Genomic DNA, 21,565 nt, shown 5'->3' with positions numbered 1-21,565 from the left:
CGGGAATCCCATGCAACATACTATTTCAGTCCTCGTGAATAACAAATTCGGCGTGCTTTCGCGCATTTCCGGTTTGTTCAGCGGCCGCGGCTTCAATATCGAAAGCCTCAACGTGGCCGAAACCAGCGAGCCCAACATCTCCCGCATGACCATCGTGACCCGCGGTGACGATAAAAAAATCGAGCAGATCACCAAACAGCTCAACAAGCTGGTCGACATCATCAAGGTTGTGGACCTGACGGAAGAAAGTTTCATCGACCGGGAAATGTTGCTGATCAAAATGAACGCTGAACCGAAAAACCGGGAAGAGATCCTGCGGATTGTGGAAATCTTCCGCGCCAAAGTGGTGGACGTGAGCCCGGCCACGTATACCATTGAGATCACCGGTGACGAGGGCAAACTGCGCGGCTTTCTGGAGTTGTTGCGTCCTTTGGGTATCAAGGAATTGGTGCGGTCCGGACGCATCGCCCTGGGCCGCGGAATGCGGTCGATCAACTGAAAATAAATTCAGAGCGAATAGGAGAGAATCTTGTCGAAGATTTATTACAACAAAGATGCTGATATCAAGAATATAAAAAGCAAGACCGTTGCCATCATCGGTTACGGCAGCCAGGGGCATGCTCACGCCCGCAACCTGCACGACAGCGGCATCAAGGTCGTGGTCGGCCTGCGCAAGGAAAGCCGCTTCTGGGACCGCGCCAAAAAAGACGGGTTGAAGGTCATGACTGTGCCGGAAGCATCCAAAGCCGCGGACATCATCATGATCCTCGTACCGGACGACAAACAGCGCGCCCTGTACGATAACGAAATCCTGCCGCACCTTAAAAAAGGAAACGCCATCGCCTTCGGTCACGGCTTCAACATCCACTTCGGACAGGTGGTGCCGCCGGACTTTGTCGACGTCTTCATGATCGCTCCGAAAGGACCGGGTCACCTGGTACGCCGCACGTTTGAGCAGGGCGCCGGCGTTCCCTGCCTCATGGCCATTCAGCAGGACGTCACCAAGAACGCCAAGAAGGTCGCCCTCGCCTATGCCAAGGCCATCGGCGGCACCCGGGCGGGCGTACTGGAAACCAGTTTCCGCGAAGAGACCGAAACCGACCTGTTCGGCGAGCAGGTGGTGTTGTGCGGCGGCGTGACGGAACTCATCCGCGCCGGGTTCGACACGCTGGTCGAGGCGGGTTACAACCCGGACCTCGCCTATTTCGAATGCCTGCACGAGCTGAAACTCATTGTGGATCTGATTTACGAAGGCGGCATCGGCAACATGCGGTACTCTATCAGCACCACGGCGGCCTATGGCGATGTGACACGCGGTCCGCGCGTCATCACCGACGAAACCCGCAAGGAGATGAAAAAGATCCTGGGCGAAATCCAGAGTGGCCAGTTTGCCAAGGAGTTTATCGTGGAGAACCAGGCCAACCGCCCGGTGTACAACGCCTTGCTGAAAAAAGATGCGGACCACATGATTGAGGAAGTGGGCGAACGCCTGCGGGGCATGATGCCGTTCGTCGGCAAAAAGCTCGACTGACCGGGCGGAGACACCATGCGCATTCCAATCGTCGCGGACGGTTTCCGCTTCATCATCCCGTTGGCCTTGGTCACCGTCGTATTCGCGGCGTTGTCCATGCACTGGGGCACGTTGTTTTTCGGGCTGGCCCTGTTGTTCTGTCTCAACTTTTTCCGCGACCCGGAGCGGGCCATCCCACAGAAAGACAACGTGGTGGTTTCGCCTGCGGACGGCAAGGTCGTCGAGATCGCGGAAGACACCGACCCGCTTTTGAAAGAACCGATGATGCGGGTCAGCATTTTTTTGAACGTGTTCAACGTTCACGTCAACCGCGTTCCGGTTGCCGGCCGCATTGAGGCGGTCCGCTACAACAAGGGAAGTTTCCTCAACGCGGCCAGTCACAAGGCCTCGGCCGAAAACGAGCAAAACGCATTGCTCATCGACACCGGCCGCGAGCAGGTACTGATGAAGCAGATTGCCGGATTGATCGCCCGCCGCATCGTCTGCTGGGCGAAAGAAGGCGATCGCTACGAACTGGGGCAGCGTATGGGGTTGATCCGGTTCGGCTCGCGAACCGATTTGTTTCTGCCCAGGTCGAGCAGGATTGAAGTTCAGGTCGGAGACAAGGTGAGTGGAGGCAGTTCCATCATCGGATTTCTGGATCCCGGAAACTCGTCATGATCAAACCGCCGGAAAAACTGAAAAAAGGCATTTACATCCTTCCCAGCCTGTTCACCACGGGGAATGTCTTTTGCGGGTTTTATGCCTTGATTGCCGCCTTGAGCGAGCAGTACTTCCAGGGCGCCGTGGCGATCGGCCTGGCCATCGTCTTCGACATCCTCGATGGCCGCGTGGCGCGCCTGACAAAAACCACCAGCGCTTTCGGCTTCGAGTACGATTCCCTGGCGGATGTGATCTCGTTCGGCATGGCCCCCGCCCTGCTTGCCTACAGCTGGGTCCTGCAACCCTTTGGACGGCTGGGGTGGATGGCGGCGTTTCTGTTCCTGCTTTGCGGTGCGTTGCGCCTGGCGCGGTTCAACGTCACCCAACCGGACCCGTCCAGCGATAATTTCATCGGGCTTGCCATTCCGGCGGCGGCCGCCATGATCGCCTCCATCATCATTGCCTTTGAAGATTTGTTCGCGACGCGGCTCAATCCCATGATCATGGTCGGTGTGGTGTACCTGCTGGCGTTTTTGATGGTGAGCAACATCCGGTACCCGGCTTTCAAAAAGCTGGCGTTCAAAAAACGCGTGACGTTCACGCGGTTCGTATTTGTCGTGCTGTTCGTGTACGCGGTGGCAACGATTCCCAAGATCGCATTTTTCGGGCTGAGCCTGCTTTACGTGATGTCGGGTCCGACGCTCTGGCTCACCGGACTCCTGCGCAAAATCGGGTCTCAACCATCGAGGGAAATTCCTCACCGCAAAAAATGAACAATTGTCCTTAACTTCAACCAACACTCATTGAGACGAGTTGACAATCATTATGGCCTGGTTCGATAAATTTCCCGGTGTGGGTCGCAAATTACCCAAAACCAAAGAAGCGTGGGTGGAATGTAAATCCTGCAAAGAACAGATTTACCAGATTGACCTGATTGACAATCTGCATGTGTGCCCGAAGTGCGATTTTCATTTTCGCATGACGTATTCGGACCGGGTTCAACTGCTTGTCAATCCCGGTACATTTGAAGAAAAAGACGCCAACCTGATTTCCGGCGACCCCATCCGCTTCAAGGACAAAAAGCGCTACAAGGACCGCGTCAAAAGTCTGCTCAAGGTGCGAAACAGCACCGACTCCGTGGTCTGCGGAACCGGCAAGTTGGAAGACCACCAGGTGGAGTTGTGCGTTTTTGATTTCGAATTTCTTGGCGGCAGCATGGGATCGGTGGTCGGCGAAAAAATCACCCGCGCCATCGAACGCGCACGGGAAGACAAGTCGGCGCTGGTCATCGTAAGCTGCTCCGGCGGGGCACGCATGCAGGAAGGTATCTTTTCACTGATGCAAATGGCGAAGACGTCGGCGGCCCTGAATAAGCTCGCTGAGGAAGGCGTACCCTACATCTCGGTGTTGACCGACCCCACCATGGGCGGCGTCTCAGCCAGTTTCGCCATGCTTGGGGATGCCATCCTGGCCGAGCCGGGCGCGCTCGTCGGTTTTGCAGGGCCCCGCGTCATCGAGCAGACAATCAAACAGAAACTGCCGGAAGGATTTCAGCGCGCTGAATTCCTTCTGGACCACGGCCTCATCGATCAAGTCGTGCACCGCAAGGACATGAAACGGCGTATCGCCAATCTGCTTTCCCTGTTCAAAAACACCCCTATCGTCGCACAGCCGAATTGAATTATAATAGAAAGTCGATTCCACCTCGACCCGGATGGAAGTGAGATCGGCTTATGATGCAGTACTACAAAATACTCGGCGTTTCTTCCAGGGCCAGCCTGACGGAAATCAAAAAGGCGTACAAGGAGCAGGTCAAGAAATGGCACCCCGACCGCTTTCCTACTGCAGATGAGTCCGCGCAGAAAAAAGCCCATGATCTGTTTTCCTCCATAACCGAAGCGTACCAGAAGCTGGTGGACCTGCACACCAACCGCCAGCAGGGATTTTACGAGGAGGACCGGTTCAGCGGTTTCCAGCGGCCCTTCAACCCCGATTTCGGCAGAGCCACCCAGCCGCCGCCTCCCGGTGTCCGTGCGGAAACCGACATACCGGGGTACTTCATCCAGACTTTCAACAACGGCGACCGTTACGAGGGCCAGTTCCACAATGGCATGATGCACGGCATGGGCCACTATGTGCGTTCCAACGGCGATGTGTACACGGGTCAGTTCCGGTTCAACAAGGCACATGGCAACGGCAAGATGACCTTCGCCAACGGCGACACCTATACGGGGGAATTTGCGGAAGATGCCATGTGCGGTCGCGGCACATACATCTATGCCAACGGCGACCGTTACGTAGGCCGTTTCCAGGATGACATGCCGCACGGCGAGGGGGTGCTCATCTCCGATGGAAAGGCGTACGGAGGGCAGTGGGAATTCGGGCAACTGCGGGCAGAGGGCTCGATGTAAATACCCTCTTCCTCATTTTTTGGCGCAAAATAAAAAAGCCGCTCCGAAAAGGAGCGGCTTTTGTTTTTCCAAGTGATTTTACTTTTGCAGCGCGGAGATCAAACGCCCAGCGTTTCCACCGCATCGCGAATGGACATCGCCGTGCAGGAAAAAATCGGCGTGTCTTTTTCCGTGTAACGGCTGCCTTCCGTCTCCCGCAGGTCCATGACCAGGTCGAGGAAATCGTCCGGGTAATCCGTTTCGAACGCCACGACGAAATCGTAGTCGTCCAGACCGAAGCAGTACGTGGTGTTCAGTTTCACCGACGGATACTGGTTTCCCACGTAAATGTGCTCGTCCATGATGCCCTGCCGTGCGTACTTGGAAAGCAGGTACCATTCGCGTTTCTTGGTGAACGGATAGATGAAAAGGTACTTGGCCTTGCCCGGAATGATGTGCGTCCGGTCTTCCTCGTGCTCCGGGTTGAACAGGTCCATGTACATCGACCGCTTCGTCTGCGAAAAGTACGAATACGTGGTGTCGAGGTACTTTCCCAGTTTGGTGCGCAACATTGCGGTGGTCATTTTCTGGAAGTTTTCCATTTCATAGGAAATCCGCCACAGCATGATTTCGGAATCGCAGCGGACACCCACGGTGGAATAGGCGAGGACGATCGTCCCGTCCTGCGCGTCGTAATCTTCCAGCACATTGATGAACTCTTCCTTCGCTGCATCGATCTCGGCCTGCGGCAGGCGCCGGAACGCCGAATCCAGCTTGTAGAATGCGAAGTTGACGTACTGGCGGCGGCTTCCTGGCTGCGCTTCCCGCGCTTTCCGCTCGGCCTGCATTTTGGCAATCGCTTCACCTTCACGCTCCTGCCGGGCCCGGGAGACCACGTCGTCGTCTATCAATTCAATGGATTTATCCCGGGCGTACTGTTCGATCCCGCGGACCACGCTTTTCCGTACGAAAAAGGGCACATTCAGCATCCGGGCTTTGGCATCTTCGGTCCAGTTCAGGCTCGTTTCCGGCATTAATTGTTCCAGCTCTTTGTCATCGATTGCCATAGCTCAACCTCTATCCTCGGTTGTTAAAGTTTGCCAAATTATACAATAATCAAAACAGGGATCAAGGCCCGGAGCCGACTGAATCCGGATAATCCCTGCTCGGCATGTCTGTTCTTGGTTTGATCGGGTCCCATGATAAACTGGGATCAATGGAAATTCAACACGAAATGCGCCTAACTCTATGAAAACTCAAGATTTTATCCAACTCGAAAACCGATATGGGGCAAGAAATTATAACCCTCTGGATGTGGTTCTGAACCGTGGGGAGGGAATCTGGGTATGGGATGTGGAAGGAAATCGCTACATGGACTGCCTCGCCGCCTATTCTGCCGTCAACCAGGGACACTGCCACCCCAGAATCCTGGAAGCGATGGTCGATCAGGCCCGCAAGCTCACCCTCGTCTCGCGCGCCTTCCGCAATGACCAGCTTGGGCCGTTTTACGACGAAATCTGCTCGCTCACGCGCTCGCACTCCGTCCTGCCCATGAACAGCGGCGCCGAAGCGGTGGAATCGGCCATCAAGGCCGTCCGCAAATGGGGCTACGAGGTGAAGGGCGTTCCGGAGGGCCAGGCGGAAATCATCGTCTGCACCAACAATTTCCACGGCCGCACACTGACCATCGTCGGCTTCAGTTCCGAAGAGCAGTACCGCCAGGGCTACGCCCCGTTCACACCCGGATTCAAACTGATCCCGTTCGGCGACGCGGCAGCACTGGAGAAAGCAATCACGCCCAACACCGTCGGCTTTCTGGTCGAACCCATCCAGGGTGAAGGCGGCGTTATCATCCCCCCGGACGGTTACCTGAAAGCCGCGCGCGACTTATGCGACCGGAACAACGTCATGCTGATACTAGATGAAATCCAAACGGGACTTGGCAGGACGGGCAAACTGTTTGCCGAGGAACACGAAGGCATCGAAGCCGACCTGACCCTGGTTGGCAAGGCCCTCTCCGGCGGTTTCTACCCCATCTCCGCGGTCTTGAGCAACCGCGAGGTGCTGGGCGTGTTCAAGCCCGGCGACCACGGAAGTACCTTTGGAGGAAATCCGCTGGCCTGTGCCGTGGCCCGCGCCGCACTCAAGGTGCTGGTGGAGGAAAACCTGATCGAAAACGCCGCGCACGTGGGCGGCTACGCAATGGAGAAACTGCGCGCCATCGACTCGCCACACATCAAGGAGGTGCGTGGTCGCGGCCTGATGATCGGCATCGAACTGAAACCCGAGGCCGGTGGAGCACGCCGCTTTTGTGAGGCGCTGGCCCAGCGCGGGGTGCTGTGCAAGGAGACCCACGAGAACGTCCTGCGCATCGCTCCGCCCCTGATCATCAAAAAAGAAGAAATCGATGGGGCCATCGAACGCATCCAACAGGTATTGACCGAATCGTGATCCCCTCATTCCATAAAGGACCCACCCATGTCTAAAATCATACTGATTCAGGGAAGCCTCAATCCCGATTCCAACACGGCCCGCCTCATCGCCGTCGCCAAAAGGGAATTGGACAAGCGCGGGGTTGAAAACGAAATCATCGACCTGCGCGACCTGGAGATGCAGTTCTGCGACTCGCGCCCACTTCGTGAGTACAATGAAAGCACGCAGGCGGTGCACAAGAAACTGGCCGACGCACAAGGGTTTGTCTTCGGCATGCCCGTGTACTGTTATTCCGTTTCAGGTCCACTCAAAAACTTCATCGACATCCATTCGTCGGCCATGGAAAAGAAATGGGCGGGCATCCTCGGCCAGGCCGGCGGCAAAGCGTCGTACATGTCGCTGGGCGATCTGGCACAAATCCTCGCATTCGAATCACACGTCACCACCGTGCAACCCCACATTTACACGACGTATGCCGACTACGAAGGGGACGAATTGACCAGCGAAAAAGCCCGGGCCAAAATCCAGGAAATGCTCGACAAACTGGTCGCGTGCCTGCACGCCGCGAAAGAAGAAAATGCCTGAGAACGTCACCGTCCGCGAAGGCCGTGCCGAAGACGCGTTGATCATCACCAAATACAATCGCGCCATGGCGAATGAGACGGAATCGAAGTGCCTGCACACGCAGACGGTCCTGCGCGGGGTTCAGCAAGGGCTCGCCCGGCCGGAGCTCTGCCGTTACTTCGTCGCCGAGTTGGAAGAAAAGGTCATTGGGCAGGCGATGATCACCTACGAGTGGAGTGACTGGCGGAACGGCACGTTGTGGTGGTTGCAAAGCGTGTACGTGCACCCTGACCATCGCAGGCAGGGCGTGTTCCGCAAACTGTACCAGCACATCGAATCCCTCGCCCGCAATGCCTCCGATGTGCGCGGCATCCGCCTGTACGTCGAGGAAAGAAACCGCAACGGCCAGAGCGTCTACGCCAGGCTCGGCCTCAATCCTGCCGGCTATCACGTTTACGAACGCGAGTTTGAATAAAACTCCACCTGCCTGGAACACTGACCTGAACTTAATCCCGCCAATTCCAGCGATAATGAAAATCCGTTTTGAAATTGGTACGAACTTGCCTTACCTTTTTCTATTCAGGCAATGCACTGTTTCATGAATCGTCACAAGTATAGTAAGGATATGTTGATGCTGGAATTAAGAAAAAGGAAGCTCCGGAGGAAACTGGGAATTGGGTTGGTGCTGTGGTTGATGGCGGGGATGGTGTTCTCCGGCTGTCACCATGTATTTCCGTTTCTGAAACACGATCACGGTAAGCACAGCGGGCCTCACCAGCATAAGAAGGAATGACCGTTCACCACACTCACAGTGATCGCAAACACAAAACCCCCGATGGCAATCCGCCACCCGGCGGATTTTAATTTTGAAAGGAAAGGATGATGGCAGGCAATTTATTTTTTGCCGAGGCCGGAATGCTTGAAGATGTGGTTCATGGCGTTCAGGAAGTTGGCCTGCTCCTTCGACTCCAGATCTTTCACTTTTTTTTCCTCGTCGAAGATGTTGAGCTTGATGTGCGGCGGCCGGCCCATCTGGTTCATCAGCGCTTCGGCATCGTGCACCGGGGGGTAGCACGTTCCCTGCCGGCACACATACACCGTAGGTTGGCCGGACACGGGACCGCGGCCCTCCGCCCACGGCACGCGCTTTTCCGTCGCCTCGCCTGAGTAACGCACCACCAGTTTGTCCGGACGGTAGTCCGCGTACACCGCTTCCAACAATTTGCCATACTGCGGGTCGTCCTCCGGCCCGGAGATCGTCACTTCCATTGGCAGGGACTCGATGAAGTCCATCGCCGCGAGGAGGCTTGTGTACGCCGTGGGACGGTGCTCGATGCGGTCGGCGAACGCGCGCACGGTGTCGCGTCCTTTTTCAAAATAGGCGTCCTTGCCCGTCAGCCGACCCAGTTTCGCCAGCGCCAGTGCCGCAACCCCGTTGGCGGAGGGAATCGCCTCGTCCTCCGGATTCTTGAGTCGCGTGATGAGTTGCTCCTGATCCGCCGCGGTCATGAAGAACCCGCCGTCTTTTGCATCCCAGAACCGGTCGACCAACGCATCGGCCACCGCCTGCGCCTTGTCGATCCATTCTCCTTCGCCCGTGGCTTCGAACACACCGAGCAGGCCTTCAAGAAACCACGCATAGTCCTCCAGACAGCCATCGACCCGCACCTGCCCATCCTTGTAAACGCGGGACAGTTTGCCGTCCTGCCACATCGTGTCCCATAAAAACCGGGCGGCCTGGACGGCGTGGTCTCGATACACCCGGTCGCGGAACACCACCGCGCCCGCGGCGAAAGCAGTGATCATCATACCGTTCCAGCCGGTGAGGATCTTGTCATCGCGGCCCGGGTTCTGCCGTTTGTTCCGCGCCTCCAACAAATTCTGCCTGCCGTTTCGAATGATGTGATCGACCTCAAAGATCGGCACGCCTTCGGATTCGGATACCTTCTCCATCGTCTCGGCGATGTGCAGGACGTTGCGTTTTTCGAAATTGCCTTTGGCGGTCATGCCGTACACGCGGGCGAACACCTTCGACTGGCGCGGGCCCAGCAGGTCGAGAACCTCTTTCATCGTCCAGGTGAAGAAGTGCCCTTCCCCTGCGTCGGTGTCGGCGTCCTGGCTGGAATAGAATCCGCCTTCAGGCGACGTCATTTCACGCCCGATGTAATGGAACACCTCCCGAGCGATGCGTTCGTAGATTTCCTGCTTGGTGGCCTGCGCCATTTCAACAAACAGGCGGGCCAGAAGTGCGTTGTCGTAAAGCATTTTTTCGAAATGAGGCACCAGCCATTTGCGGTCGGTGGAATAACGGTGAAAGCCGCCGCCCAGCTGATCGTACATGCCGCCTTCCGCCATTCTGGTGAGGCTCTTGTCAGCCATCAGGATGGCGTCGTTGTCCTCACGTTTCTGCCAGTGGCGGAGCAGGAGCGTGTAGAGCATGGGTTCGGGAAACTTCATGCCGGAACCGAATCCGCCATAGGTCTCATCGTACTTTTCCTTCATCAATTCCACCGCCTGGGGGATCAGTGCATCAGATCCAGCGCCCTGCCCTTGCGGGATCGGCGGCGGGGTGGTGAGTTTTTCCATCAACCGCGCGCTCACCGATTTCATGCGGTCCTTCTGGTTGCGGTAGATGTCCGCCGCCTGCTGGAGCACCTGCGGGAAACCGGGCCGGTTGAACTTCGGCTCCGGCGGATAATAGGTGCCGCCGAGATACGGTTTCTGATCCGGCGTGAGGAACACGCTCATCGGCCAGCCGCCGTGGCCGTTGAGGGCGATCACCGATTTCATGTAGATGGCGTCGATGTCCGGCCGCTCCTCACGGTCCACCTTGATGTTGACAAACAACTCGTTCATGAGCTTCGCCGTCTCTTCGTTTTCGAACGATTCGTGCGCCATCACGTGGCACCAGTGACAGGATGAATAGCCGATACTCAAGAAAATCGGTTTGTCTTCCTGCTTTGCCTTCTCCAGCGCTTCCGGTCCCCACGGATACCAGTCCACAGGGTTGTGCGCGTGTTGCAGGAGGTACGGACTGGTTTCGTCCTTCAACCGGTTGGTGTGTGCGGGTGCAGTCATAAGAAACGTGCCGGGAATCAGGGTTTAACAACTTGATGCGCCAAGCATACCGGAAAGGCGGAAAGCGCGAAAGATGGAATTTGGGACGGGAGGATGCAGAAGATGGGATGGCATTAACCGCGAGTTAGCCCGGCCACCTTATTCGCGGATTTTCTTTTCGCGGATCTGGTGGTAGAAGTCGCGCACGCTCACGTAAGGATCGATGGCGCTTTCATCCAGCGCTTTTTTGTCGTCGATGAAAAATGAGGTCTCGTTGATGACTTTGCCGGAAGTCACTCCCGCGCCGACCGTCCCACTGGTAATGAGCCAGAACAGGGGATTCAACACCGAGTCCACGACGGTGCCGACGGTGTCCCGCACGGTGGAGGGTCCGAGAAAAGGTAGCATGATATAGGGTCCGGAAGGTATGTACCAGTACCCCAGTGCCTGACTGAAATCCTCGTCCACCTCCACAATGCCGTATTCCTGCCCGGCCACGTCCAGCATGCCGCCCCATCCCAGCGGCACGTTCATGACGGTGCGTACCAGTACGATTCCCGCCTTTTTAAATTTCAACTGAACGACACAACTGACGAACTTTGCCGGAGCGAGAAACACGTTGTACAGGTTGCGCAGGGCGATACGAAATTCTTCGTTTACGTAATCCCGGTACACCTCGGCCACGGGACGCAGGGCGTATTCGTAAACAGTGTCGTTGAACGTGTAGACCGACCGGTTGAATCCTTCGAACGGATCGCTGAGCGGCGGGATATCGGGTTGTTTCTTTTCAAACGGATCTTCCTCGTACACCTCGTCGCCGAAAGGATCGGAAAACGGATCGCCTGTGGGAACGGCGTCATCGAGGAGCCGGGGATCGAGTGTCTCTTCTTCGCCGGATGTTTCTTTTTCTTTCGATGCCGGCGGAATGGCCTCACCGTCCGGGAGCAGTTTCTGAGCGTGGGGAATGCGTTCCTGGTCCCATGCCTTTACCTTTTTTGAAGCACCCAGAGGAGGAGCCAGCGGCAGGGATTGAACCTCATTCAACTGCTGAAAAGCACTCAGGGCGGGAGCCACGGACAAAGCCTCCACCTTGTTGAGGGAGGCATGCAGGGGGAGTGGCCCCAAAAGGAGTGCGGCCAGGGCCATCCAAACCAGTCCTGGTTTGAAACCCGTTTTTCGAATTGCCGCGAGGGGTTGGATTAAAGGGAAAATCAGAGTGACCGGGCGCAATCTCCACTCCCATGAAATGAAATCATGCGGGTTCGGGCAAGGCGGCGGCGAGGCGGTCGATGGAATCCTGCTGGATCTTCACCTTCGCGTCGCGGGCGCGTTTCACAATCTCCCAGGCTTTCGCGTACTGTCCCTGATGAAACAGGGAATCGACCAGTACACCGTAAGCCGTTTCGTTGTACTTGTTGAACTGGATGGCTTCCAAAAGTTTGGCAATGGCCAAATCGTGCTTACCCATTTTCGCCAGGGATGCGCCCCAGTACGCGTAGGCACTGCTGTTCTCCGGTTCCAGAAGCAGGGCGTTTTCGTATTTGTCAATGGCGCCCTGATGCTTGCCTTTCATCTCCAGCGTGAGGCCCCAGTAAATATACGTCCGGGCGGAGTTCGGGTTGATCTGCGCCGATTGAATGAACTTATCCACAGCCTCATCCAGACGGTCGCCCTTCACCAGCGTGATACCCCACCATGTGAACACTTCGGAGTTCGTCGGATCTTCCTTGTTCAACTCCTTAGCCAGTTCCTCCGCTTCCTTCAGCTTGCCATTGGTGACGTGCTGCTTCAACAGGTCGAGACGCTTCATCACCTCAAACCGCTTGGCCTGCTCCACTTTTTTCTCTTCCTGGCGTTTCTGGATCTGCTGGGCCTGTACCTGCTGACGGGCCTGATTCTCGCGGATTTGAGTTTTGATACTCACATACACAAATCCGATGAAAATAAAAATGCAGCAGAGAACGTAAACGACTTTGACTTTTTTTGGCATTTAATTTTCCGGTGACAAAAACGAATAACAATTGAAGGATGACATTGTACCTTGAGTGGACATCAACCCAAAACGCTAATTGCAGATAATGGGTCATCCTGTTCAGGATGCGGGTTTCAACTGCGTTTCCGCCATGTCGATCAGGCGCGCCGTTTCGGGGTCGTCCGGTACCAGCTTCTGCGCCTCTTTCAGCGCCGAAAGCGCGGCCTGGGTGTCTCCCCGCAGGAGGGCCAGGCGTCCCAGCTCCACAAACCCGTACACATAGTAAGGGTTTATCTGAACGGTCTTGCGGTAAGCCTCTTCCGCCTTTGAATACTCCCGGATTTCGCGGTAAATGCTCCCCAGGTTGAGAAGGGTCAGGATGTGTTCGGGGTCGATCTCCAGAATTTTAAAATAGAAACCCGCGGCCTGCTCAAACGCACCGTGTTCGACCGCCGCCACCGCCTGGTCGAGGTACTGGTCGATCTGCGCCTTGCGCTTGATGCCTTTCACCTGAACCTCGCTCCGGTCCAGCCCAGCCAGGTCTTTCCGTACGGTTTCCTGTTCGGTGGGTGTCAGACTGCGGAAACTCACAAAGTCCGGATACACCCGGAAATGCGGCGTCAACTGGCGCACGATGAGGTGCCGCTCGTCTTTGTAAATGTACTCGGGTGCGCCGAATTCGAGAAGCGAATTGTCATCCGTGTGCAGAGGCGCATCGCCGATGAAATCGTTCAATGTGTCCTGCCGCATGATGAGCAGCCCCATCAAATCGCGCACACCTTCGATTCCCAGACGTTTTAAATCCTTGCCGGTGACAGGATCGTCCAGAATGCGTCGCGCCTCTTCATAGGGAAGCGTGTAATTTTCCTTCGAGCCGATCATCAGGTAATCGTCGCCGACGATGGATTCCCACACGGTCACAAACGGAAACACGGCGTGAAAGGAACGGGCAATGGATTTGAAGTTTTCCGGTGACATGTTGGTATGCGTCCAGATGCATACGATGCCCCCCGCATTGAGCCGCTGTTCCACCAGCCGGAAAAAATCGACCGTAAACAACGCGCCTATTCCGGAAATCCACGGGTTCGACGGCTCGGAGATGATGACGTCGTATTTCTTGTCGGTGAGGGTGATGTGGTTGCGTCCGTCCTGCAGGATGAGGTTCACGCGTGGGTCTTCCAGTGCGTGGTGATTGAACGGCTCGAAGAAACGGCTTCCCTCGATCACCGCGGGCGAGATTTCCACAAGGTCGATTTCCTTGGCAGGAAACTGCTCCACCGCTCCCAGCGTCACCCCACTCCCCTGCCCGATAACCAGTACCTGTTCGCGCGGTTTGTTGAACAGCATCGGCAGGTAACCAGAGAGCAGTTGCGTGCGCATGTCCATCGCCAGGGACGCATCGGTCTTGCCGTTGACGCGGAGAAAGATGTTTCCCGTGCGACCCAGTTCCGTTGTCACCGTGGTGTGGATGCCTTCCTCGTAAAACAGAATTTTGTTTCGGTCCCCGAGGGCGGCATCGAGGTCGTCCAGCCGGTACGGGATGTACGATCCACTGGAGATCACCGCGCGGTCCCACGCGCGAATGTCCTGCGCCCCCAGCACGAACAGCACCAGCACTCCCGGAAGAATGTAAGTCTTGAAATTGAGCGACAGGCCGGGAGAGGTGGCCAGCAGATAACCGCCCAACAGCATGTTCAGGATGACTGCAGTCAGGATGGTGTTCTGGATACCGAGCCAGGGAATCAGCAGGAAGCCGCCGACGAACGAGCCGAAGATGGTGCCCACCGTATTCGACGCGTAGGCGGACCCCACGTTCCGTCCCAACGTCTCCAGCCGCTGGGCCACCATGCGCACCACTACCGGGAACTGCGCTCCCATGCAGAACGTGGGGATGAAAATGATGGCGAATATGATGAGGAAGTTCGCCCACTGCACGGTGGCGAAATTCAGGTTCCAGTTCAGATACACCCACCGGTTGAACAGCGGCACATCGCCGAAAAACGGAAGTGCCACGAGCGCCGAAAAACCAATGGCCACCTGCAACGCGCCGAACGTCACTTTCAAATCCCTGAAACGGTTCACCAGCCGGGCGAACACCACCGTACCCAGCGCCAACCCCAGGATGAATGTGGTGAGGATGAGACTGAAGGCATACACCGACGATCCGAGCAACAGGGAAAAGATCCGGTTCCACGCGACCTGGTAGATCAATGCCGCCACACCCGACAGGCCAAAACAGATGAGCACCCCCCACAGCTCCGGTGTGAACGGAGACGGGGGTTCGGCCCGGGAATGCGATTCCGCTTGCGGCTCGTTGGTCAACAGGGAGGCCAGCCGCCCTTCCCCGCGAACCGAGAACAGGATGATGGCGGCGATGGTGAGATTGAGTGCCGCGGCGATCCAGATGGTGGCGCTGATGCCGAACGCGCGCATGAACACGAACGCGCTGGCGAACGCTCCCACCACCGCGCCGAAGGTGTTCATCGCATAGAGCGTGCCGACGTCGCGGCCGATGCCCTGTTCGTCGTCGGAGACGAATTTGCCCAGCACCGGAAGCGTCGCCCCCATGAAAGAAGCCGGGACAATGAGAATCGTGGCGCACACACCAAACCGCAGCAGACTGGCCAGCATGTAATCATCGCGGAAATGACTGTAGATCCATTGGAACAGCGGCAGGCCGAGGTCGATGAGATACGGGATCAGAAAACAGAAGACGCCGATGATCCCTTCCAGCACCGCATAGAGGACCAGCGGCTCGCCGTGCCGGTCCACCCAGCGGCCGCCAAGGTAACTGCCGAGAGCGAGCCCCGCCATGAACGTGGTCAGCACCGTGGCGATGGAATAATGCGTGTTGCCCAGAACCTGGGTCAGGAGGCGGGTCCAGACGACTTCATAAATGAGGCCCGTGAACCCGGAGACGAAGAAGAAAACGAAAATCCAGATTCTGAAACGGGACGGTTTCAAAGGTGCGCCTGCCCCTCTAAAGGGAGGTAAGGTTGGGGTTGTGAACCGGGATTATTTTTCCACCGACTTGCCACAGCGGAATCCCACCACGCTGTCCTTGCGGCCCGGCGTGGCGGCGTAACGTTTCGACGCCCGCACATCCACCTTGGTGGAATCCCACGAACCGCCGCGGAACACCCGGTTCTTTTTATTTTCGGCGCCGGTGGGATTCATCATCGGCGCTTCCTGATAATAAAACTGATCGTACCAGTCTTCCACCCATTCAGACACATTGCCAGCCATGTCGTAAATGCCATAAACGCTTCGTCCCATGGGAAAACTGCCGATGGGTGCGAGGTATTGGTAGCCGTCTGCCGTGCCGTGAATATTGGCGCGGCGCGGGAGCATCTCGTTCCCCCAGGGGTAGACCAGGCCGTGGGTTCCGCGTGCGGCTTTTTCCCATTCCGCTTCGGTCAGGAGACGTTTGCCGGCCCAGGTGCAGTAATTGACGGCATCGTACCAGCTGACGCCCACCTGGGGAACGTTGGGATGTTTTAAAAGCTCGTGCTCTCCCTCGAAAAACGGAACGCTCGACTCAACATAATTAGCCGCCTTGCGGAATTTATTGTAAGCTTCGACGGAAACCTCGTACTTGTCCACGTAAAATGCGTCGAGGTAAACTTCCTGGGGTGGTTTCTCATCGAAATCGCCTTCGAGGGACCCACGGGAAAACACACCTTCGGGAACCAGAACCATCTCCCGGCCATCGTCGCCGACAAGAGTTTCGTAAATGCTGAAATCGCGATTGTCATCTATTGTGATTTGCTTCTGCTGAGCCTGTTCTGTACGCACCTTGCGGTCGAACTTGATGGATTTGTTGATTTCCCACACGATGACGAGAAAAAAGGCTATGGCTACAGCAAAACAGGCAAGGACGGCAATGACCAGGTTTTTGTCACTCATATAATGTATACAGACCCAAAAGTTGGACGTTAACTCAAATCGAAAAAGCGATTATAGTTTATCATTGCATTAAATCAAACGATTTCTGCCTCCATCCGGCAGGTCAAAGTTTCGTGCAAGACATTGAAACGGGGGAAGAAAACTCCCACCAGCCATAGGAAAAAAACCGGATGCCCTCTCACTCAAAAGACCTGCTTCACGCCAAGGACACGGCGCTGTCCTGGTTGAAACCGGTAAACCGGGAAATCATGAAATGGTTCCGCAACGACGTGGCCGTGGACCTGAAATCCGACCAGAGCCCCGTGACCATTGCCGACAAAAACGCTGAGGAGATGCTCCGCCGTAAAATTCAAATAGCCTTTCCGGACCACGGCATCATCGGCGAAGAATTCGGCAACGTGGACCCCGGGCGCGAATGGGTTTGGACGGTGGATCCCATTGACGGCACCCGTTCTTTTGTTCGGGGCCTGCCTTTATTTTCCGTGCTTCTTTCTTTGTTGCATCGGGGGGAACCCGTGATGGGCATCATTTGCCTGCCGGCGCTCGGGGAAACCGCCTGGGCGGTGCAGGGAGAAGGCGCGTGGTGTGAGGGCCACCGTCTCCGGGTTTCCTCCGAATCCAAATTGCCGCAAGCCACCGTGGGCACGGCAGATGCCTATTGCTTTCGCGATACCAAACAAATGCGCCTTCTAAATTCCCTCCACAAAACCGCCGCGCTGGTTCGAACCTATCCGGATGCCTTCGGCCACCTGATGGCCATTCGCGGGGTGCTGGATGTGATGGTGGACCCGCTGGCCTTCGTCTGGGATTACGCACCGATCAAGATTCTGGCGCAGGAAGCGGGAGGGGTGTTTGCCAACTTCCACGGTCGAAAGGCCCGCATTGAGGAGGGCACGGCCATCGTCGGCAATGCAGACCTGGTAAAGCAGGTACGCAGAATGGTAACCACCTCTTCCACTGCACGCGGTCAGTCCGGGCTTTAGCCGGTTTTGCCTGCCGGTTTACAATGGCTGACGGCCTGCGAACCCGGTATCAAGATCGTGCCAGTACCTGATCTCCGTTTCGGGGTTTTTCCAGCACAAAAAAACTTCCTTGCCGTCCCGCATGGCCGGGAAATCCACCAGGCCCCGCTCGATGCCCTTGAGGACACACCCTTTGGACTCAAGCGCATTGGTCAACTGGTTCGCCGCAAGCGCCACAGCCAGGTAATCCGCGCCCTGAACGCTGCCGCCTCCGTAGCGTGCTTTTTCCCAGGCGTTGCGCACGTCCGGAAATGCATCGCTCAATTTGGCATGAAGGGCCTGAAGTTTCGGAACGATTTCCAGAAGATCCGGAACAATCGCGTTGGCTTCTTCAATGGTGAAATATCGTTTGTCCATGTCTCCCAGTTTCAATAGGGCAAAAGTATCTCCAGAAACGGAACAACAACCTCGCATGCTCCTCCGGATCATTTTCTATCATCCTTCTTATTGAACCACGTTTCGGTTATTGTGAAAACCGACGAATCTTTCCTTTGATAACATGTTTTTTTTCTGGTTTAAACCATTGATTTGTTATATTTTATTCATTGTTTGAGGAGTTCCCGCAAAGAATCCTCCCGGGGGTCGGTAAAGCGATGAGCGGGACGGGGGCGTTTTCTGTTGACAAATACCCTTCAAGATTATACATTTTGGCCAAATCATCCGGAAAGGTGGGAAAATTTAGGGCTTTCCCGTCTCCCGACAACAAAAAATCATCGCCTTCAAAACTGGCTATCTATATCGTTGGAAATTAACATCACTTCGTTAATTTAACTATGGGGAGACGAATAATGAAAAAACAAGTTTTGATGGTAGCAATCAGCTTTGTGACGGTTCTCACTTTTGGTGCTACCTCCGCTATGGCGGATGAGTTGCTGCCGGGTGCTAACGTTCCGGTGGATCAGAGTGTAATGGGCGTGGGCAAGACCATGGTTGAGATCGGAGCCAAGGATCGCGCTCTCACCAGCGCGTTGAACAACGCATCCCGCAACGTCATGCACGTCAACCCGAATACGGGCGTGGACGTTTACCAGCAGTTCGGTTCTTCGCAGACCGACCAGTCCTGGAAATCCGCCAAGACGGTTGAAGAAGCGCAGGTACACGGACTCGTTCCGGGCGACTGCCAGGGTGAAAACTCTGACAATGAGTACCGCAAACAGATGAACCAGAGCCGCGAAGGTTTCATGAAGGAAGTTCTGGTACCGAACGAACTTTGTGGTGATTATCACAAAACCCTGAAGTAAGCGTCATCCAAGTTTCGGGCCCCATGCCCTTGACCTGAGTGATTCAAAAAGCCGATAGAATATTATATTCTATCGGCTTTTTTTCGTTTTGACCCGGAAGCCTTCAACCCTGTCACCCCCGACTTCATGAAGCAAAACAAGCCCCTTTCCTTAATCCAAGCCTGCCAAATCGCAACCCTGATTTTGATCTGGCACCTTTCCTGGCCGTCGCTTGCATTTTCTCTGGAACCGGTTTCCATAAAAAAATTCCCTCAAAAAGCCATCCCTGTTTCCAATCCTGTGGACCTGACCGCCCTGCCTTTGCGGGAAACTTTTCAGATCAATCACAAACGATTCGTCCTTCAGTTTTTTTTCAGCGGACCCAACATCCTTGGCATTATTCTGAAGCGCGACCTGCGTGTTCCCATTCATCTGCGATGGTGCTTTTTCCGCGATTGTTCAGAGAGCCCCTTCGACTACAACGTAATGATCGCCGATTCGTACGCACCGCCGCTGGAGGATGGCATCTTTGAAATCCGCTTCCCACCCCAGCTCAAATACAATTTTCAGGGACTGAATTTCAACACCGGAAGATGATCCTGTTTTTCCGGTAAGGTTTGGATCCCCTCTCCCGGTCACGTAATGAAATTTGTTATAATTGACGCCAATTAAGGCAACCGATTGAAAACCTGTTATCAGAGGAAACCATGTCTGAATCAAGATTCATAGACAATGGAAACGATACCGTCACTGACAGCCAGACCGGCCTCACGTGGATTAAAAAGGACACTCGGCAATTGCTGGGGCGCTGGCGCAACCTGGAACAGTGCAAGGAGTATGCGGAGCAACTCAATCAGGAAAAATTCGCGGGGTTCGACGACTGGAGGGTGTGCCGCCTTGAAGACATCAAGACCATTTTTGACAAAAGCTACCAGTTGAAAGCCAAGGGCGGCGACATGATCCACCTGCCACCGGTGTTCGAGCCGGACTGCGCCGACGTTACGTGGACCGATACGGTGAACGGGGACCGGGCCATGATGTACAACCTCATCAAGGGCCGCTCGAACTGGATCAACAAGCTGGGGGAAGGTCCCTTCGCGGCACGACTGGTTCGGGGAGAGCGCACCGACGAGACGGCTGGCTGAGCCGCCTCCCCGCCGCAAGGGCAATCTTCCAGTATGGCTTCATGCCGTGGTATTGCGAAATGCGGTGATCATCATCCAGGCACCCATGCCGATGAGGACGGCGGCAAATCCCATTTTGAAATATGCGTCGGGAATCAGTTTCAGTATATGCGGGCCCACCTGAGCGCCCACCATCCCGCCAAGGGCCAGCATCAGGCCCATCTTGAAATCCACGTTACCCAGGCGACCGTGCGCCACCAGTGACGATACCGCAATCATAAGGATCACCATGAACGAGGTTCCCACAGCCAATTGCGCCTTGTGACCCAGGTAGATCAATAGCGGAACCACGAGAAAGCCGCCGCCCAGACCGCTGAGCGAGGACAGAACCCCCACCAGCACACCCATCAACGCACAAATAATCCATTCCACGGAGCTACCCTCCTTCCACGTATTTGGTTTCCAACTCATCGACCACGGCGCACCCGATGGAGTCGCCCCACACGTTGACCGCCGTGCGAAAACGGTCCAGGAACCAGTCGATGGCCAACAGCATGCCGATGCCCTCGGTCGGCAGGCCCACCGATTGAAGCACCATCACCATCGTCACGAGTCCCGCTTCCGGAATGCCTGCCGCACCGATGGCGGCCAGCGATGCGGTGAGGAATATGATCACCTGCTGCGTGAAGGTCAGATCCACACCCAGCATCTGCGCAATGAAGATGGCGGCTACGGATTCATACAGCGCCGTTCCGTCCATGTTCACCGTCGCCCCAATGGGCAGCACAAATAATGAAGTCCGACGCGACACCCGGTTGTACTCTTCGGCACACTCGATGGTTACCGGCAGGGTGGCGGAACTGCTGGCGGTGGAAAACGCCGTCGTCAGCGCCTGCAGGGCGTTTTTGAAATATTTCCACGGGTTGCGGCGGGTGACCATCATCAGGATCACCGGCAAGACCACAATGCCGTGCACCAGCAGGCCGAATATCACGGTGAAGGCGAATTTGCCGATTTTCATGAGCTCCGCGACAAACTGGTCTCCCCCGCCCGCTGCCCCCAGTTTGGACGCGATGAGAGCAAAAATACCGATGGGGGCGGTGTAGAGAATCAGGTGCACGATTTTCATCACCGCTTCATTGACCACATCGAAAAAGTCGATCACTCTCCGTCCGCGTTCCCCCATGGTGGTCAGCACCCCGCCGAACACCAGCGAAAAGATAATGAGCGGAAGGATGTCCATGTTGGCCATCGACTGAACCAGGTTGGGCGTGACAAAACTCAAAAAAAGATCCGTTACGCCGCTGGCCTCTTTCAGGGAAGGTTCCGTCTCCGGGGCCACCCTCATTTCCACACCCACCCCCGGCTGAATGAGGTTCACCACAACAAGGCCGATGAGTACTGAAAAAGCAGTGGTCGTTAAAAAGTAAACGAGCGTGATGACGCCGGTTTTGCCGACTTTCGAGATATCGCCCAAACCGGCAATGCCAACCACAAGCGACGACAGCACCAGGGGGATGACCATCATCTTTAAGGCGTTCAGGAACATCTCGCCGATCCAGTCCACCGCGTGCATTTTCGGTCCGAACACCCATCCGCACAACACTCCGAGAACAACTCCGGTGAGGATCATGTACAGAAGCAGGTTTCCTGAATTTTTGTTGTTGGCATTGGTCATGGTTTTCAGGCACCATTTAAAGGAAG

Annotated in this window: 22 protein-coding genes; 13 read left to right on the top strand and 9 right to left on the bottom strand. The window is 55.8% G+C overall.

Going from position 1 to position 21,565, the window contains the following annotated elements; genetic code table 11:
• Positions 1 to 10 precede the first annotated feature (10 nt).
• The 6 genes from ilvN to ACTRW9_RS07300 are packed head-to-tail and all read left to right on the top strand — an operon-like array spanning position 11 to position 4,584.
• Positions 11 to 499, top strand: a complete 489-nt coding sequence (gene ilvN / locus ACTRW9_RS07325; protein ID WP_442425682.1) for an acetolactate synthase small subunit — start codon at positions 11 to 13, stop codon at positions 497 to 499.
• A 30-nt stretch (positions 500 to 529) separates the two neighbouring features.
• On the top strand, positions 530 to 1,531 hold the full coding sequence (ilvC, locus tag ACTRW9_RS07320; RefSeq protein ID WP_005010853.1) for a ketol-acid reductoisomerase: 1,002 nt from the start codon (positions 530 to 532) through the stop codon (positions 1,529 to 1,531).
• A gap of 15 nt (positions 1,532 to 1,546) precedes the next feature.
• Complete coding sequence (locus ACTRW9_RS07315; RefSeq protein ID WP_442428834.1) at positions 1,547 to 2,191, top strand: phosphatidylserine decarboxylase family protein; 645 nt, start codon at positions 1,547 to 1,549, stop codon at positions 2,189 to 2,191.
• Complete coding sequence (pssA, locus tag ACTRW9_RS07310) at positions 2,188 to 2,946, top strand: CDP-diacylglycerol--serine O-phosphatidyltransferase (protein WP_442428833.1); 759 nt, start codon at positions 2,188 to 2,190, stop codon at positions 2,944 to 2,946. The genes ACTRW9_RS07315 and pssA overlap by 4 nt, the downstream gene beginning before the upstream one ends.
• A 52-nt stretch (positions 2,947 to 2,998) precedes the next feature.
• Positions 2,999 to 3,853 carry an acetyl-CoA carboxylase, carboxyltransferase subunit beta gene (accD, locus tag ACTRW9_RS07305; RefSeq protein WP_442428832.1) on the top strand — a complete coding sequence of 285 codons (855 nt, stop codon included), beginning with the start codon at positions 2,999 to 3,001 and terminating at the stop codon, positions 3,851 to 3,853.
• A 53-nt stretch (positions 3,854 to 3,906) separates the two neighbouring features.
• Entirely contained in the window at positions 3,907 to 4,584 is a 678-nt protein-coding gene (locus ACTRW9_RS07300) for a DnaJ domain-containing protein (protein ID WP_442428831.1), read from the top strand.
• Between the two features lie 98 nt (positions 4,585 to 4,682).
• On the opposite strand, the gene ACTRW9_RS07295 is transcribed toward ACTRW9_RS07300, so the two are convergent.
• Positions 4,683 to 5,630 carry a chlorite dismutase family protein gene (locus ACTRW9_RS07295; protein WP_442425687.1) on the bottom strand — a complete coding sequence of 316 codons (948 nt, stop codon included), beginning with the start codon at positions 5,628 to 5,630 and terminating at the stop codon, positions 4,683 to 4,685.
• 181 nt (positions 5,631 to 5,811) lie between these two features.
• On the opposite strand from ACTRW9_RS07295, the gene rocD reads away from it, so the two are divergent.
• The 3 genes from rocD to ACTRW9_RS07280 are packed head-to-tail and all read left to right on the top strand — an operon-like array spanning position 5,812 to position 8,035.
• Entirely contained in the window at positions 5,812 to 7,014 is a 1,203-nt protein-coding gene (gene rocD / locus ACTRW9_RS07290) for an ornithine--oxo-acid transaminase (protein ID WP_442428830.1), read from the top strand.
• Between the two features lie 27 nt (positions 7,015 to 7,041).
• The gene (locus ACTRW9_RS07285) at positions 7,042 to 7,581 is read left to right on the top strand and encodes an NADPH-dependent FMN reductase (RefSeq protein ID WP_442428829.1); all 540 of its coding nucleotides are present in this window, start codon (positions 7,042 to 7,044) and stop codon (positions 7,579 to 7,581) included.
• Positions 7,574 to 8,035, top strand: coding sequence for a GNAT family N-acetyltransferase (locus ACTRW9_RS07280; protein WP_442425690.1), 462 nt, complete (start codon positions 7,574 to 7,576; stop codon positions 8,033 to 8,035). The genes ACTRW9_RS07285 and ACTRW9_RS07280 overlap by 8 nt, the downstream gene beginning before the upstream one ends.
• A gap of 419 nt (positions 8,036 to 8,454) precedes the next feature.
• Here ACTRW9_RS07280 and ACTRW9_RS07275 read toward each other — a convergent pair whose 3' ends face one another.
• The 5 genes from ACTRW9_RS07275 to ACTRW9_RS07255 all read right to left on the bottom strand — a co-directional run bounded on the left by ACTRW9_RS07275 (position 8,455) and on the right by ACTRW9_RS07255 (position 16,495).
• Entirely contained in the window at positions 8,455 to 10,638 is a 2,184-nt protein-coding gene (locus ACTRW9_RS07275) for a thioredoxin domain-containing protein (RefSeq protein WP_442428828.1), read from the bottom strand.
• A gap of 138 nt (positions 10,639 to 10,776) precedes the next feature.
• On the bottom strand, positions 10,777 to 11,763 hold the full coding sequence (locus ACTRW9_RS07270) for an MlaA family lipoprotein (RefSeq protein ID WP_442428827.1): 987 nt from the start codon (positions 11,761 to 11,763) through the stop codon (positions 10,777 to 10,779).
• Positions 11,764 to 11,869: 106 nt separating this feature from the next.
• The gene (locus ACTRW9_RS07265; RefSeq protein ID WP_442428826.1) at positions 11,870 to 12,607 is read right to left on the bottom strand and encodes a tetratricopeptide repeat protein; all 738 of its coding nucleotides are present in this window, start codon (positions 12,605 to 12,607) and stop codon (positions 11,870 to 11,872) included.
• Positions 12,608 to 12,709: 102 nt separating this feature from the next.
• Positions 12,710 to 15,553, bottom strand: coding sequence for a fused MFS/spermidine synthase (locus ACTRW9_RS07260; RefSeq protein WP_442428825.1), 2,844 nt, complete (start codon positions 15,551 to 15,553; stop codon positions 12,710 to 12,712).
• Between the two features lie 51 nt (positions 15,554 to 15,604).
• Complete coding sequence (locus ACTRW9_RS07255; RefSeq protein WP_442425696.1) at positions 15,605 to 16,495, bottom strand: formylglycine-generating enzyme family protein; 891 nt, start codon at positions 16,493 to 16,495, stop codon at positions 15,605 to 15,607.
• Between the two features lie 170 nt (positions 16,496 to 16,665).
• On the opposite strand from ACTRW9_RS07255, the gene ACTRW9_RS07250 reads away from it, so the two are divergent.
• A complete protein-coding gene (locus ACTRW9_RS07250; RefSeq protein WP_442428824.1) occupies positions 16,666 to 17,478 on the top strand; it encodes an inositol monophosphatase family protein in 813 nt (270 codons plus the stop codon).
• Between the two features lie 18 nt (positions 17,479 to 17,496).
• On the opposite strand, the gene ACTRW9_RS07245 is transcribed toward ACTRW9_RS07250, so the two are convergent.
• Positions 17,497 to 17,874, bottom strand: coding sequence for a DUF2203 domain-containing protein (locus ACTRW9_RS07245; RefSeq protein ID WP_442425698.1), 378 nt, complete (start codon positions 17,872 to 17,874; stop codon positions 17,497 to 17,499).
• A gap of 536 nt (positions 17,875 to 18,410) precedes the next feature.
• Here ACTRW9_RS07245 and ACTRW9_RS07240 point away from each other — a divergent pair.
• The 3 genes from ACTRW9_RS07240 to ACTRW9_RS07230 all read left to right on the top strand — a co-directional run bounded on the left by ACTRW9_RS07240 (position 18,411) and on the right by ACTRW9_RS07230 (position 19,882).
• Positions 18,411 to 18,758, top strand: a complete 348-nt coding sequence (locus tag ACTRW9_RS07240; RefSeq protein ID WP_442425699.1) for a hypothetical protein — start codon at positions 18,411 to 18,413, stop codon at positions 18,756 to 18,758.
• Positions 18,759 to 18,941: 183 nt separating this feature from the next.
• On the top strand, positions 18,942 to 19,334 hold the full coding sequence (locus tag ACTRW9_RS07235) for a hypothetical protein (protein WP_442428823.1): 393 nt from the start codon (positions 18,942 to 18,944) through the stop codon (positions 19,332 to 19,334).
• 110 nt (positions 19,335 to 19,444) lie between these two features.
• Complete coding sequence (locus tag ACTRW9_RS07230) at positions 19,445 to 19,882, top strand: DUF1566 domain-containing protein (protein WP_442425701.1); 438 nt, start codon at positions 19,445 to 19,447, stop codon at positions 19,880 to 19,882.
• A 39-nt stretch (positions 19,883 to 19,921) separates the two neighbouring features.
• On the opposite strand, the gene ACTRW9_RS07225 is transcribed toward ACTRW9_RS07230, so the two are convergent.
• Entirely contained in the window at positions 19,922 to 20,293 is a 372-nt protein-coding gene (locus ACTRW9_RS07225; RefSeq protein ID WP_442428822.1) for a TSUP family transporter, read from the bottom strand.
• A 4-nt stretch (positions 20,294 to 20,297) separates the two neighbouring features.
• Positions 20,298 to 21,539 carry a dicarboxylate/amino acid:cation symporter gene (locus ACTRW9_RS07220; protein WP_442428821.1) on the bottom strand — a complete coding sequence of 414 codons (1,242 nt, stop codon included), beginning with the start codon at positions 21,537 to 21,539 and terminating at the stop codon, positions 20,298 to 20,300.
• Between the last annotated feature and the right edge of the window lie 26 nt (positions 21,540 to 21,565).

Source organism: Nitrospina sp. 32_T5, from assembly GCF_052156635.1.
In the GTDB taxonomy this organism is placed as follows: domain Bacteria; phylum Nitrospinota; class Nitrospinia; order Nitrospinales; family Nitrospinaceae; genus Nitrospina.
Note: the sequence above shows the minus strand (reverse complement) of the source record. Positions and strands in the feature narration are given on the sequence as shown.

What these genes read in the sequence shown, in the direction of transcription:
- ilvN (WP_442425682.1), top strand. Translation starts at nt 11, where the DNA reads ATGCAACATACTATTTCAGTCCTCGTGAATAACAAATTCGGCGTGCTT.
- ACTRW9_RS07315 (WP_442428834.1), top strand. Translation starts at nt 1,547, where the DNA reads ATGCGCATTCCAATCGTCGCGGACGGTTTCCGCTTCATCATCCCGTTG.
- pssA (WP_442428833.1), top strand. Translation starts at nt 2,188, where the DNA reads ATGATCAAACCGCCGGAAAAACTGAAAAAAGGCATTTACATCCTTCCC.
- accD (WP_442428832.1), top strand. Translation starts at nt 2,999, where the DNA reads ATGGCCTGGTTCGATAAATTTCCCGGTGTGGGTCGCAAATTACCCAAA.
- ACTRW9_RS07300 (WP_442428831.1), top strand. Translation starts at nt 3,907, where the DNA reads ATGATGCAGTACTACAAAATACTCGGCGTTTCTTCCAGGGCCAGCCTG.
- ACTRW9_RS07295 (WP_442425687.1), bottom strand. Translation starts at nt 5,630, where the DNA reads ATGGCAATCGATGACAAAGAGCTGGAACAATTAATGCCGGAAACGAGC.
- rocD (WP_442428830.1), top strand. Translation starts at nt 5,812, where the DNA reads ATGAAAACTCAAGATTTTATCCAACTCGAAAACCGATATGGGGCAAGA.
- ACTRW9_RS07285 (WP_442428829.1), top strand. Translation starts at nt 7,042, where the DNA reads ATGTCTAAAATCATACTGATTCAGGGAAGCCTCAATCCCGATTCCAAC.
- ACTRW9_RS07280 (WP_442425690.1), top strand. Translation starts at nt 7,574, where the DNA reads ATGCCTGAGAACGTCACCGTCCGCGAAGGCCGTGCCGAAGACGCGTTG.
- ACTRW9_RS07275 (WP_442428828.1), bottom strand. Translation starts at nt 10,638, where the DNA reads ATGACTGCACCCGCACACACCAACCGGTTGAAGGACGAAACCAGTCCG.
- ACTRW9_RS07270 (WP_442428827.1), bottom strand. Translation starts at nt 11,763, where the DNA reads ATGGCCCTGGCCGCACTCCTTTTGGGGCCACTCCCCCTGCATGCCTCC.
- ACTRW9_RS07265 (WP_442428826.1), bottom strand. Translation starts at nt 12,607, where the DNA reads ATGCCAAAAAAAGTCAAAGTCGTTTACGTTCTCTGCTGCATTTTTATT.
- ACTRW9_RS07255 (WP_442425696.1), bottom strand. Translation starts at nt 16,495, where the DNA reads ATGAGTGACAAAAACCTGGTCATTGCCGTCCTTGCCTGTTTTGCTGTA.
- ACTRW9_RS07250 (WP_442428824.1), top strand. Translation starts at nt 16,666, where the DNA reads ATGCCCTCTCACTCAAAAGACCTGCTTCACGCCAAGGACACGGCGCTG.
- ACTRW9_RS07245 (WP_442425698.1), bottom strand. Translation starts at nt 17,874, where the DNA reads ATGGACAAACGATATTTCACCATTGAAGAAGCCAACGCGATTGTTCCG.
- ACTRW9_RS07230 (WP_442425701.1), top strand. Translation starts at nt 19,445, where the DNA reads ATGTCTGAATCAAGATTCATAGACAATGGAAACGATACCGTCACTGAC.
- ACTRW9_RS07220 (WP_442428821.1), bottom strand. Translation starts at nt 21,539, where the DNA reads ATGACCAATGCCAACAACAAAAATTCAGGAAACCTGCTTCTGTACATG.